Origin of the sequence: Sphingomonas sp. CL5.1, assembly GCF_013344685.1 — a bacterium.
Taxonomy (GTDB): Bacteria; Pseudomonadota; Alphaproteobacteria; order Sphingomonadales; family Sphingomonadaceae; genus Sphingomonas.
In genome coordinates, this window is record NZ_CP050137.1 from 844,951 (window position 1) to 857,452 (window position 12,502).

A 12,502-nucleotide genomic window follows, 5' to 3' on the forward strand; every position below is an offset into this window, starting at 1 on the left:
AGGCTCCTGTCTTAAGCGGCGATCATCTCCTTAAGCGGAACGGCGGCGTCGGCAAGCCGCTCCGGCGCGATCGCCGCGCCCGCCAGCACCAGCGCGCGGCCCTGCACGTAATCCTTCGTCGCGTTGACGCAGTCGAGCGCGATCACCCGGCCCTGCTTCAGATAGACGATGCTGAACGAGCGCGCCGCCGTGTCGCCGCGCACCACCACCTGATCGTGCCCGGTGGACAGGCCGACGGTCTGGAGCTTCAGGTCGTATTGATTGGACCAGAACCACGGCACCGCCTCATAGGGCGCGGGTTCGCCGGTGACCGACTTCGCCACCGTCGTCGCCTGATCGTTGGCGTTCTGCACCGATTCGAGCCGGATGCGCGCGCCGCCGGCAAAGCCGCTCTCATGCGCGGCGCAATCGCCGATCGCGTAGATGTCGGGCAGGCTGGTGCGGCAATGCGCGTCAACATCCACGCCGTTGCCGCCCGCCGCGCCGGCCGCGAGCAGCGGCTCGACGGAGGGAACGATGCCGATGCCGACGATCACCATCTCGCACGGCAGCAGCTCGCCGTCCGCCAGCCTCACGCCGGAGACGGCGCCGTCGCGCTCCTCCAGCCCGGCGACCATCGCGCCGAGCCGCACCTCCACGCCATGCGCGCGATGCTCCGCCTCGTAGAAGCGCGACAACGGCTCGCCGGCGACACGCGCGAGGACGCGGGGCAGCGCCTCCAGCACCGTCACCCGCTTGCCGAGCTTGGACAGCACCGCCGCCGCCTCCAGCCCGATATAGCCGCCGCCGATCACGACCACGCGATCGGTCGTCTCAAGCTCGCCCATCAGCCGGTCGACATCGGCGCGGGTGCGCACGGCATGGACACCGGCAAGGTCGTGCCCGTCGCAGGTCAGCCGGCGCGGGCTGCCGCCGGTGGCCCAGATCAGGGTACCGTAGCCGATCGTCGCGCCGTCCGCCGTCGTCACCCGATGCGCGGCCGGATCGACCGCCGTGACGCGTCGGCCGAGCAGCATCGTCACCTGCTTGTCCGCCCAGAACACCGCCGGGCGGATCAGGATGCGTTCGAACTCCTTCTCGCGCGAAAGATAGTCCTTGGAGAGCGGCGGGCGTTCATAGGGCAGTTCCGGCTCGTCGCCGACGATCGCGATCGTCCCGGCGAACTTGCGCTGCCTGAGCGCCACCGCCGCCTGCGCGCCGCCATGCCCGCCGCCCACGATCAATATGTCGAAATGCTCGCCCATCCGCCCGCTCTCCGCTTTCCCCGCCCCACCACGCGAAAGCGCCGCGCGAGTCAATGACAGAACTGTCACTTGCCTTGCTCCGCATCGGCCATATGTCGGCGACTGGAGAATGGCGATGAACCTGCTGCTGGTGGAAGACGACGAAGGCTATGCCGCCACGCTGGCCGAGGAGCTGCGCGCGCTCGATCATCAGGTGACGATCGCGCCGACCGGGGGCGCGGCGCTCCAGATCGCGGATCGCGAGCCGTTCGACGCCGCGATCATCGACCGGCTGCTGCCGCAGATGGACGGCACCGCCGTGCTCCGCCGCCTGCGCGAAAGCGGCAAGATGCTGCCCGTGGTGATGCTGAGCGCGCTCGGCCGCTCCGCCGAGAAGGTCGAGGGGCTGGAGGCGGGCGCCGACGATTATGTCGTGAAGCCCACCCCGGCGGCGGAGCTGGACGCGCGGCTCAAGGCGCTGCTGCGCGGCCGGCAATGGACCGCCGGCGGGGGCGACACGATCCGCGTCCGCGATATCACGGTAAGCCCGGCGCGGTTCCGCGCCTGGCGGGGCGAGCGCCCGCTCGATCTCGTGCGGCTGGAGCTGAACCTGCTTGCCGAACTGGCGCGCAACGCCGGCACGGTGCTGACCCGCGCGATGCTGATCGAGCGCGTCTGGGGCTATGATTTCGAACCGACCACCAACATCGTCGACGTGCAGATCCGCGCGCTGCGCCGCAAGCTGATGGCGGACGGGGAGGACGATCCGATCGTCACCGTGCGCGGCGTCGGCTACATGCTGCGCGACTGACCATGCCGGCGTTGCGATCGCTGCGATCGCTGACGCTCGCCTTCCTCGCCGCCTTCCTGATCGCGGTGGCGCTGACCGGCTTCGCCACGCATCGCGCGATGCAGCGCGCGATCGTCGATCTGGTCGACAAGCGCATCGCCGCGATCAGCGACGATATCCTCGGCGATCCGCCGTCGGGCGACGCGCGCGTCATCGCGACGCATATCGCGTCGGTCTCGCGCGAGCGCGACACGGGCGACATCGGCCTGATGCTGAGCGACGCGCGCGGGCGCTGGCTGGCCGGCAACGTGCGGCTCGCCCGGCCGCTGCCGCACGGCTATGCGACACTGGCGCGCAGCGACCGCATCACCGGGCTTTCGGCGGGCCGCGCACTGGTGCGCGACGCGGGCGGCGGCCTCACGCTGACCACGATCGCGGAGACCGAGCCGATCGACAAGGAGGGGCGGGCGCGGGGCCTGCCCTATCTGTTCGGGTTCGGCGCGATCGTGGCGATCGTCGTGATCGGCGTGGTCCTGTTCGTCTCGCTGGTCAGCCGGCGGATCGGCGAGGTGCGCGAGACGGCGCGCGCGATCATCGACGGCGACATGCAGCGCCGCCTGCCGGTCGATCCGGCTGGAGGCGCCTTCGCGGAGCAGGCGGCGACCTTCAACCGGATGCTCGATCGCATCGCCGGGCTGATGGCGGAGATCAGCAACGTCAGCAACGATATCGCGCACGACATGCGCACCCCGCTTGCCCGGCTGCGCGGCCGGCTCGCGCTGATCGCGCGGCGGCCCGAGGCGGCGCGGTTGCATGACGAGATCGCGGAGGCGATCGCGCAATGCGACGCGCTGCTCGCGATGTTCGCCGCCACCTTGCGCATCGCGGAGGTTGAGGGGGGTGATCGCCGCGCCGGTTTCGCCCCGCTCGACCTTGGGCGACTGGCCGCGGAATTCGGGGAGATGATGGCGCCGGTCGCGGGCGAGACGGGCCATCGCCTCGTCGTCGGGCGGTGCGAACCGGCGCGCGTGTCGGGCGACCGCCAGTTGCTCAGTCAGACACTGATGAACCTCGTCGAAAATGCGCTGCGCCACACGCCGGCCGGCGCGACGATCACGCTCGACGTGGCGGACATCGGAGGCGAGGCCGCGCTGACGGTGCGCGATGACGGGCCGGGCATCCCGGCGGCGGAACGTGCCCGCGCGCTGCGGCGCTTCGGCCGGCTGGAACCGAGCCGTAACCGCGCCGGGCATGGGCTGGGCCTGCCGCTCGCCGATGCGGTGGCACGGCTGCATCGCGGCACGCTCACGCTCGGCGACGCCGCGCCGGGCCTGATCGTCACGATCCGCCTGCCGCTCGACCGGGCATGAAAAAGGGGCGGGAGGCATCGCCCCGCCCCTCTTTCGATTACTGTCGTGACGATCAGAAGTTGATCGAGCCTTCAATGCCGAAGGTGCGCGGCGGATTGAAGTTGGCGTAATAGCCCAGGGTCTTGGCGTTCTCGTTGCTGACCCGGTATTTATGCTGTTCGTTGAACAGGTTGCGGGTCCATACCGATACGGTCAGCTTCTGTCCGCCGCCCGCCAGCGTGATATCGGTCAGCGCGAGCCGGCCGTTCACCACGAAGCTCGAGTCGGTCTTCAGGTCCTGATCCTGGAAGCTGTACTGCGCGTCGGCGTAATTGGCGTCGAGGTGCAGGCGCAGATTGCTCTCGCTGCCGACCGGGATCGAATAGTCGATATAGCCCGACGCGGCGTTGGGCGGGGTATAGACGGTGAACACCGCCGTCGGCTTGCCGAAATTGACGCCCGGCAGCGGGTTCGGCGTGACCGGCACCATCGCATAGGTATAGGCATAGGACGCGCCGAGGGTGAGGTTGTCGATCGGCCGCACGGTCAGGTCGGCCTCGACGCCCCGGATCTTCGAGATGCCGGGCGCGTTGGCGGTATCCTGTGTATGCAGGTTGAAGGTCGGGTTCGGGGTGGTGGTGCCCGGCAGATACTGGTTGGTGTCGACATAATCGAAGTCGATCTGCGTGCCCGACCGGTCCATGATATAGCCGGCGAGGTTCAGGCGGACGCGATTGTCGAGCAGGTCCATCTTCGCGCCGATCTCATAGGCCTTGACCGTCTCCGGGCCGAAGGCGCCGAAATCCGACGAGCGGTCGTTCGCGCCGCCGGCGCGATAGCCGGTGGAATATTTGGCGTAGAGGTTGATGCCCCGCGCCGCGTCGAACGCGAGCGTGACCATCGGGTCGAACCGGTCCTTCTTGTAGTGAAGCTTCCAGTCGGTCGCGACACCGGACACGAGGTAGAGCGTGCCGTCGCGCTTGTCGTGGGTGAAGCGGCCGCCGGCGGTCAGGTGCAGCGCGGGCGCCCAGTCCGGCGTGTAGGTGAACTGGCCGAACGCCGCGTAGCTGCGCGCGCGGGCGACGCTGGCACGTTGCAGGAAGCGCGAATTATAGTCCCAGCCGTTGTTGCCCGAGGTGATCGTCCCGAACACCTGCGACGGCAGGATCGTATAGGCCGTGCCGTCGGCGTTCCACTGGTTCGACGACGGGGTCGCCGCCGATTCCCGCGCCTGCTCGTAGAAATAATAGAGGCCCGCGACATAATCGAGCTGCGGGATGCTGCCGACCGCCTGGATCTCCTGGCTGAACTGGTTCTGGTAGAGATCGGACAGCGAATAGCGGCTGAACTTGCCGTTGGGCGAGAAGGGCACGCGCTCCGGGCCGCCCGAATTGTCGAACTGGTTGGTCGAGACCTTGCGCCAAGCGGTGATCGAACGCAGCTCCAGCGCGTCCGACAGATGGTATTTCAGGTTGATGCCGACGCCTTGCGTCTTGTCCACCGACCATTGTTGCGGCACGCCGACATCGGCGACGTCCTGGCGCTCGGGATGCACGCCGACCAGCCTGGGGAGCGGATTGATGCACGGCGCCGACGGGCAGGTCAGCGCGCCGTTGGCGAGCGTGGCGACCGTATAGCCCAGCGGGTTGTAGTTCACGAGCTGGCTGAAGAACGGCGTGTTCTTGTCGGTGGCCTTGTCGAAGGTGAAGTCCGCGGTGAAATCGGTCGTCGGCGTCCAGCGCGCGGCGATGCGGCCGCCGACGCGGTCATAGGCGTTCCAGCCGATCTGGCCGGCGAGCCGGTTCTTCGTGGTCGGGTCCTGATGCTGGTAGACGCCGTCCACCTTGATCGCGACATTGTGCCACTCGGGCAGGTCGATATGCGCCTCGCCGGTATAGGCGCCGTAATTGCCCACGCCCGCGCTGACGCGGCCGCCGAACTCGCCGGACGGCCCCCTGGTGACGATGCTGACCGCGCCACCCTCGGTATTGCGGCCGAACAGCGTGCCCTGCGGCCCCTTGAGCACCTCGATCCGCTCGACGTCGAACAGGGCGGCGTTGAGGCCCTGCGAACGGCCGAGATAGACGCCGTCGATATAGACGCCGACGCCCGGCTCGCGCGCGGTCTGGTTCTGGTCGAACGGCACGATGCCGCGGATGCCGACCGTCAGCGCGGACTGGCGCGCCTCGAAGGTCGCGACGCGCAGCGAGGGGACGCCGCCGTCGGCGAAGTCGATCAGGCTCTGGATGTGGCGGTCCCGCATGACCGTCGGATCGACCACGGCCATCGCGATCGGCGTCTTCTGCAGGCTTGTCTCGCGCTTGGTGGCGGTGACCACGACATCCTCGAGGCCGCGTTCGGCCGGTTCGGCGGCGGCCGGCTCGGCAGGCGCGGCATCGGCCGGCGCCGGGGCGGCGTGGGCCAGGACAGGCAGCGCGAGCAGCGCGGCACCGGCGAGAAGACGCAGGCGCGTCCGCGAAAGAATCGTCATGTCGTGTTTCCCCATCTCCGGGCGGCATCGGCCCGCGTGGGCGCCCTATGGGCGTGGCGCTGCATCCCGGTGACATATCGGTGACACCCGCCGACCTATTCGGTTCATTTTCATTTCATCTTTCGACGAACCGCGCGGGAATACGGCGGCTATCGGGGAGATCGATCGTCGGGGCCGGGCGACGGAGTGAGACGAGTGGAAGGCCGGACCGCGAACTTGCCGCGGGCGAAGATCAACGCGTCTGAAGATCAACGCGTCTAGCGCCGCGCTTTGCGAGGCAAGATCATCGGGAAAACGGGCCGCGCCATACGACCTACGCGAATCATCGCGTGAAGAAAGGCGATCGGCGATCGCGCCGGGCGGTCAGCCCAGCAGCGCGAAAGCAGCGCCGAAGATCAGCAGGGCGATGCCGCTCGCGCAGGCCAACAGGCCCACGTTGCACTGGCACACCTCCGCGTTGATCCGCTCCATCATCCATCTCCGGTCCGTCGGGGCGCTCTGGCGGCGTCATGCGACAGGACTGGAGGAGCTTATCACTTGCGCGCGCGGACGCAAGCGCGCGATCACTTCTCCTGCAAGGTCTCGACCAGCCGGCCGAGCAGCGCCGCGAGCCGGGCGCGCTCGTCCTCGCTCAGCCCCGCGAATTGCTCGGTCAGCAGCCGCTTGCGCAGCGGCTCGCCGGCGGCGACCGCGCGCGCGCCGGCCGGGGTGATCGCGACCCGCTTGACGCGGCGGTCGTCCGGATCGGCGGTGCGCACGATCAGCCCGTCGCGCTCCATGCCGTCGAGCGCGTCGGTGACGGTGCGCGGCGCGAGATCGAACAGCTCGGCGATATCGGCGGCGCGCGCGGCGCCTTCCTGCGCCTGGACGAACATCAGCATCTTCGTGCGGGCGAGAGACGTTCCTTCCTGCGCCAGCGCCCGATTCAACCGGCGGTGGATATGGAGATAGGCGCCCGCGAGACCCTTCATGAGCTGATCGTCGTTTTTCATGAGGAACCTCAATACATGGTCTTGCATTATTCCGCAACCGCGACCATTTGAGCGCCCGCCCATCGCATTCGGGAATCACCATGGCCGACCAGACGCCTGAAGACACCGCGCAGCAACCGACGGAGGATCGCCCCTCCGCGCTCAAGAACCCGCGCGTCCGCGGCATCCTCCTCGTCGCGCTGGCGCTGGTGGTGATCGCCGGCATCGCGTGGTTCGCGCGCTACGAAAGCTATGGCAAATACCAGCAATCGACCAACGACGCCTATGTCCAGGCCGATGCGGTGACCGTCTCGCCCAAGGTTTCCGGCTATGTCGACAAGGTGTTCGTCGCCGACAACCAGACGGTGAAGGCCGGGGAGCCGCTGCTCCAGATCGATTCGCGCGACTATAACGCGCAAGCCGCGCAGAGCCGGGCGCAGATCGATGTCGCCAACGCCGATGCCGCAGGCGTCCGCGCGCAGATCGGCGAGCAGCAGGCGGCGATCGCCCGCGCCCGCGCCGATCTCGCCGCCGCGCGCACCGACGCCGCCTTCGCCCGCAACGAGGTGACGCGCTACCAGCCGCTCGCGGCAACCGGCGCGGAGACGCGCGAGCGGCTGGCGCAACTGAGGAACCAGGCGGCCCAGGCCGACGCCAAGGTCGCCGCCGCCGAGGCCGCGCTGGCCAGCGCGGAGCGGCGCGTCGGCACCTTGCAGGCGCAGGTGAAGCAGGCGCTGGCGCAGGGCGAGGGCGCGCGGGCGCAGCTCGCCGCCGCCAACACCAATGTCGGGGCGACGCTGATCCGCGCCGCGATCGACGGGCGGGTCGGCAACAAGACGGTGCGGCAGGGCCAGTTCGTGCAGGCCGCGACCAGGCTGATGACGCTGGTGCCGATGCGCGACCTCTATATCGACGCCAATTTCAAGGAGACGCAGCTCGGCCTGATGCGCATCGGCCAGCCGGTGAAGGTGTCGGTCGATGCCTTGCCGGGCGTCGAGATCCCGGGCCGCGTCGCCAGCGTCTCGCCGGGCACGGGGGCGCAATTCTCGGTGCTGCCGCCGCAGAACGCGACCGGCAATTTCACCAAGATCGTCCAGCGCGTGCCGGTGCGGATCGCGATCAGCCCGGGGCCGGAGACGCGCGCGCTGCTCGTGCCGGGCATGTCGGTCGACGTCAGCGTCGACACGCGCTCGGCGAAGGGCGCGGCCGATCGCATCAAACGCGAGCAGCAACAGCATAACGAGCGGATCGGGCAATGAGCGCGATCACCGCCGACGCGCCCGGCGACGGCGGCAAGACGCCGGCCACGCCGACGCGGGCGCTGCCGCAGCGCGCCGACGCCGCCGCATGGCTGGCGGTGGCGGCAGGCAGCCTCGGCGCGATGATGGCGACGCTCGACATCTCGATCGTCAATTCCTCGCTGCCGACGATCCAGGGCGAGATCGGCGCGAGCGCGACCGAGGGGACGTGGATCGCCACCGCCTATCTGGTGGCGGAGATCATCATCATCCCGCTCTCCGCGTGGCTGGAGCGGATGCTGGGGCTGCGCACCTTCCTGCTGATCGCGGCGACCCTGTTCACCGGCTTCTCGATGCTGTGCGGCGTCTCGACCAACCTGACGATGATGATCGTCGGGCGCGTCGGGCAGGGCTTCACCGGCGGCGCGCTGATCCCCACCGCGATGACGATCATCGCGACGCGCCTGCCGCGCGCGCAGCAGCCGATCGGCAATGCGCTGTTCGGCGTCACCGCAATCCTCGGGCCGGTGCTCGGCCCGCTGGTCGGCGGCTGGCTGACCGAGAATGTGAGCTGGCACTACGCCTTCTTCATCAACCTGCCGGTGGGCATGACCCTGGTCACGCTGCTGCTCGTCACCATGCCGCATCGCAAGGCGCATCTCGGCGAACTGCTCAACGCCGACTGGCTGGGCATCGCCGGCCTCGCGCTCGGCCTCGGCGGGCTGACCGTGGTGCTGGAGGAAGGGCAGCGCGAGCAATGGTTCCAGAGCCATGAGATCGTCATGCTCTCGATCCTCTCCGCGATCGGCTTCATCCTGCTGTTCGCGGGGCAGATTTTCGCGCGGCGGCCGGTGATCAAGCTCAGCCTGCTGCTCGATCGCCAGTTCGGCTCGGTGGCGATGATGGGCATCGTCGTCGGCATGGTGCTCTACGGCACCTCCTATGTGATCCCGCAGTTCCTCGCCGCGATCGCCGATTATGACGCGCTCCAGTCGGGCAAGGTGGTGCTGCTGTCGGGCATTCCCAGCCTGATGCTGATGCCCTTCACGCCGCTGATGATCCGCCATCTCGATATCCGCATCGCGGTGGCGGCGGGGATGCTCATCATGGCGACGAGCTGCTGGCTGGACACGACGCTGACCGCGCAATCGGTGGGCAGCGCCTTCGTCGAATCGCAATTGCTGCGCGGCGTGGGCACGATCCTGTGCTTCCTGTTCCTCAACCAGGCGGCGATCGCCTCCGTTCCCCCGGAGGATGCCGGCGACGCGGCCGGGCTGTTCAACGCGGTGCGCAACCTCGGCGGTTCGTTCGCGCTCGCCGGGATCGCGACGGTGCAGGACCAGCGATTGTGGCTGCACAGCCGGCGGATGGAGGAATCGCTCGATGCCAATTCGGGAATGGTGCAGGATTATCTCGGCGCGCTGGGACAGGCGCTCGGCGGCGCCGACGCGGCGCTGCGCGCGATGGCCGGCACGATCCAGCGCGACGCGCTGGTGATGACGTTCAACGACATCTTCTGGCTGCTCGCGGTCGGCATCCTGTGCGTGATCCCGCTAGTCCTGTTCCTGCGGCCGCTGCCCAAGGGGCAGTCGATCGCGATGCACTGAGGTTTTCCGCAATGCGCACTCCCCTCGCCCTGCTGCCGCTCGTCGCGCTCGCGGCCTGCACGGTCGGCCCGGACTATGCCGGCCCCTCCTCCGCCGGCGCGGTCAGGCCGCCGGCCGGCTTCGTCCGCGCCGCCGACGGCGCCAGCACCGCCGCCCCGTCCGTCGCGCCGTGGTGGAGCGCGCTCGGCGACGCGACGCTCGACGAGCTGGAGCGCCGCGCGCTCGCCGCCAACCCCGATGTGCAGGTGGCGGAGGCGCGGCTGAAGCAGGCGCGCGCCGGGTTGCGCCTGGAGCGCGCCAACGCCCTGCCGAGCGGCAGCGCCAACGCGACCTATCTCCACGCGCAGCTCCCCGGTTTCGACCTCGGCGGATCGGGTGGGGGCGGGTCGACCGCGCTCGATCTCTACAACGCCGGCTTCGACGCGAGCTGGGAGATCGACCTGTTCGGCGGGCAGCGCCGCAAGGTGGAAGCGGCGCGCGCCTCGATCGGCGCGGCCGAAGCCAATGTCGCCGACGCGCAGGTGAGCCTCACCGCCGAGGTGGGGCAGGCCTATGTCAACCTGCGCGACCGCCAGCAGCGCATCGTGCTAGCGCGGCAGGCGGCGGAGCGGCAGCGCGACATGCTGAAGCTGACCGAGCAGCGCGAGGCGGCGGGCACCGCCTCCGCGCTGGACGTCGAGCGGCTGAGGGGGCTGGTCGAGCAGAGCGACGCGGCGATCCTGCCGCTCACCGCCGAGCGCGACGCCTATCTCAACGCGCTCGCGGTGCTGGCGGGCGAGGCGCCGGGCGCGCTCGACGCGCTGCTGGGCGAGGCGCGCGCGGTGCCGCTGCCGCCGGCCGAGGTGGCGGTCGGCGATCCGGCCGCCCTGCTCCAGCGCCGCCCCGACGTGCGCGCGGCGGAACGCCAGCTCGCCGCCGCCACCGCGAAGATCGGCGTGGCGGAGGCGGCGAAATTCCCGCGCCTCAGCTTCATGGGGCTGATCGGGATCGGCGGCAGCAAGCCGGGCGACCTGCTCGATCTAGGCAACCTTTCAGCGATCGCCGCGCCGCAGCTTTCGTGGAACTTCCTCGATTTCGGGCGCAATGCCGCGCGCGTCGGGCAGGCGGAGGGCGCGCGCGACGAGGCGGCGGCGCAATATCGCGGCGCGGTGCTCGGCGCGCTCCGGGACGCGGAGGATTCGCTGTCGCGCTATGCCGCGCGGCGGCTGACCGTGGCGAGCGCGGCGCGCGGCCTCGCCACCGCCGATCGCTCGGCCAGGCTGATGCGCCAGCGTTTCGACGCCGGCACCGCGACGCTGATCGACGTGCTCGACGCCGAGCGCCAGCGCGTCTCGGCCGAACAGGCGCTGAGCCAGGCGACGGCGGCGATGACCGCCGATTACGTCGCGCTCCAGAAGGCACTCGGACTTGGGTGGCAGGAGGTCAATCCTCCACGAAGCTGAGCGCGGATAGCCCGCGCTCGCGATCGTTGACCAGCAGCGCGCGCCCGTCCGGCGCGGCGGAGCGTTGCGGGCAGGCGGCGCGCAGGCAGGCGCGGCAACCGAGGCCGATCGGCGTCGCCGCGCCGTTCAGCTCCAGCCCGCGGGCGGCGGCGAGGCTTCCGGCCTGCTCCGCCGCGACACCCAGCCCGACCGCGAATTCCGCCACCACCTCGTGCGGCGCGGCATCGGCACGGCTGCCGGGCGCGCCGGCGGTGCGCGCCTGCGTGAACCAGCGCGTGCCGTCCTCCAGCTCCACCAGCTGCACCGCCAGCGCGCCGGGCCGGTCGAAGGCGTGGTGGAGCCGCCACAAGGGGCAGCGCCCATCCGCCTGCACCAATGGCGCGGCGCTCGCCCCGGCATAGCGTTTCGAGGCCTGCCCGGCGCGGTCGATGCGGATCATGAAGAAGGCGAGGCCACGCGCACCAACGCGTTGCAGCGTGGTGAGCCGATGCGCGACCTGCTCGAAGCTCGCGCCGAAGCGGCGTTGGAGCACGCTCACGTCATAGCCGGTCGCCTCGCACGCGCGCAGGAAGCGGGCGTAGGGCATCATCGCCGCCGCCGCGAAATAGCTCGCGAGGTGGCGGCGGAACAGTCGCTCGGCGTTGCGATCGGCCAGGCCGGCGCCGCGCGCGAGCGCGTCGATCTCGGCCCGCGCCTCGAGCTGCGCGAGTTGCGCCGCCAGCGCGAAGGTGCGCGCGGGCGGATCGAGCGTCTCGCTCAACTGCAATTGCCGCGCGTGGAGATCGAGCCGGCGCAGCAGGTCCGGCATCACGTCGATCGGCAGGATGCGGATCGACAGGCCGTGCTTGACGCGCAGCCGCTCGACCAGCGCTGCGTAAAGGTCCGCGCCGACCAGCCGCAATTCGTCCGCCAGTGCCTCCGCCGCCGCGTCGAGATCGGGGAAATGATTGCGCCAGCGTTCGATCTCACGACGCACGGCGGTCATCGCATCGTCGCGCCCCTCGCCGGCCGGCGCGCCGCCGCCGGCGCGATCGAAGGCGCGCGCGAACGCCTCCGCCCCGCCCGGCGCGGCGGCGAGCCATTCCTCCACCTCGTGCCGGTCGATCTCCAGATCGGCGAACAGCGGATCGGCGAGCCGCCGCCGGATCGCCGCCGCGCCGCCGCCCGGCTCCCCCGCCGCCAGCGCGCGCGGATCGAAATCGAACTGCTCGGCCATCTTCACCAGCAGCGCGGCCGGGAGGGCGCGCTGGTTGCGCTCGATCAGATTGAGGTAGCTCGGTGAAATCCCGAGCATTTCCGCCATCGCCGCCTGCGTCAGCCCGGTGCGCCGCCGCAGCCGCCGCACCGCATGACCCGCCAGCAGCTTGTCCCGCGCCATCGCCCAATCTCTC

General features: G+C 70.1%; 9 protein-coding genes. 5 read left to right on the forward strand and 4 right to left on the reverse strand.

Going from position 1 to position 12,502, the window contains the following annotated elements; genetic code table 11:
* Positions 1-11 precede the first annotated feature (11 nt).
* Entirely contained in the window at positions 12-1,244 is a 1,233-nt protein-coding gene (locus tag F9288_RS04235; RefSeq protein WP_174835475.1) for an NAD(P)/FAD-dependent oxidoreductase, read from the reverse strand.
* A 115-nt stretch (positions 1,245-1,359) separates the two neighbouring features.
* Here F9288_RS04235 and F9288_RS04240 point away from each other — a divergent pair, with 115 nt between their 5' ends.
* Together F9288_RS04240 and F9288_RS04245 are read left to right on the forward strand one after the other, a co-directional pair.
* A complete protein-coding gene (locus F9288_RS04240) occupies positions 1,360-2,034 on the forward strand; it encodes a response regulator transcription factor (protein WP_174835476.1) in 675 nt (224 codons plus the stop codon).
* A 2-nt stretch (positions 2,035-2,036) separates the two neighbouring features.
* The gene (locus F9288_RS04245) at positions 2,037-3,383 is read left to right on the forward strand and encodes an ATP-binding protein (protein ID WP_174835478.1); all 1,347 of its coding nucleotides are present in this window, start codon (positions 2,037-2,039) and stop codon (positions 3,381-3,383) included.
* A 52-nt stretch (positions 3,384-3,435) separates the two neighbouring features.
* Here F9288_RS04245 and F9288_RS04250 read toward each other — a convergent pair whose 3' ends face one another.
* Positions 3,436-5,853, reverse strand: coding sequence for a TonB-dependent receptor (locus F9288_RS04250; RefSeq protein ID WP_174835479.1), 2,418 nt, complete (start codon positions 5,851-5,853; stop codon positions 3,436-3,438).
* 563 nt (positions 5,854-6,416) lie between these two features.
* Positions 6,417-6,845: a MarR family winged helix-turn-helix transcriptional regulator gene (locus tag F9288_RS04255; protein ID WP_174835481.1), complete on the reverse strand. Its 429-nt coding sequence runs from the start codon at positions 6,843-6,845 to the stop codon at positions 6,417-6,419.
* An 80-nt stretch (positions 6,846-6,925) separates the two neighbouring features.
* On the opposite strand from F9288_RS04255, the gene F9288_RS04260 reads away from it, so the two are divergent.
* The 3 genes from F9288_RS04260 to F9288_RS04270 are packed head-to-tail and all read left to right on the forward strand — an operon-like array spanning position 6,926 to position 11,111.
* Complete coding sequence (locus tag F9288_RS04260) at positions 6,926-8,083, forward strand: HlyD family secretion protein (RefSeq protein WP_174835483.1); 1,158 nt, start codon at positions 6,926-6,928, stop codon at positions 8,081-8,083.
* Positions 8,080-9,669: an MDR family MFS transporter gene (locus tag F9288_RS04265; RefSeq protein ID WP_174835484.1), complete on the forward strand. Its 1,590-nt coding sequence runs from the start codon at positions 8,080-8,082 to the stop codon at positions 9,667-9,669. The genes F9288_RS04260 and F9288_RS04265 overlap by 4 nt, the downstream gene beginning before the upstream one ends.
* Positions 9,670-9,680: 11 nt before the next feature.
* On the forward strand, positions 9,681-11,111 hold the full coding sequence (locus tag F9288_RS04270; protein WP_174835485.1) for an efflux transporter outer membrane subunit: 1,431 nt from the start codon (positions 9,681-9,683) through the stop codon (positions 11,109-11,111).
* On the opposite strand, the gene F9288_RS04275 is transcribed toward F9288_RS04270, so the two are convergent.
* Entirely contained in the window at positions 11,092-12,489 is a 1,398-nt protein-coding gene (locus tag F9288_RS04275; protein ID WP_174835486.1) for a short-chain fatty acyl-CoA regulator family protein, read from the reverse strand. The genes F9288_RS04270 and F9288_RS04275 overlap by 20 nt on opposite strands.
* Positions 12,490-12,502 lie beyond the last annotated feature (13 nt).

Excerpts from the sequence above, each read along its gene's own strand:
- F9288_RS04275 (WP_174835486.1), bottom strand. The coding sequence starts at position 12,489 with ATGGCGCGGGACAAGCTGCTGGCGGGTCATGCGGTGCGGCGGCTGCGG.
- F9288_RS04235 (WP_174835475.1), bottom strand. The coding sequence starts at position 1,244 with ATGGGCGAGCATTTCGACATATTGATCGTGGGCGGCGGGCATGGCGGC.
- F9288_RS04270 (WP_174835485.1), top strand. The coding sequence starts at position 9,681 with ATGCGCACTCCCCTCGCCCTGCTGCCGCTCGTCGCGCTCGCGGCCTGC.
- F9288_RS04240 (WP_174835476.1), top strand. The coding sequence starts at position 1,360 with ATGAACCTGCTGCTGGTGGAAGACGACGAAGGCTATGCCGCCACGCTG.
- F9288_RS04245 (WP_174835478.1), top strand. The coding sequence starts at position 2,037 with ATGCCGGCGTTGCGATCGCTGCGATCGCTGACGCTCGCCTTCCTCGCC.
- F9288_RS04255 (WP_174835481.1), bottom strand. The coding sequence starts at position 6,845 with ATGAAAAACGACGATCAGCTCATGAAGGGTCTCGCGGGCGCCTATCTC.
- F9288_RS04250 (WP_174835479.1), bottom strand. The coding sequence starts at position 5,853 with ATGACGATTCTTTCGCGGACGCGCCTGCGTCTTCTCGCCGGTGCCGCG.
- F9288_RS04265 (WP_174835484.1), top strand. The coding sequence starts at position 8,080 with ATGAGCGCGATCACCGCCGACGCGCCCGGCGACGGCGGCAAGACGCCG.
- F9288_RS04260 (WP_174835483.1), top strand. The coding sequence starts at position 6,926 with ATGGCCGACCAGACGCCTGAAGACACCGCGCAGCAACCGACGGAGGAT.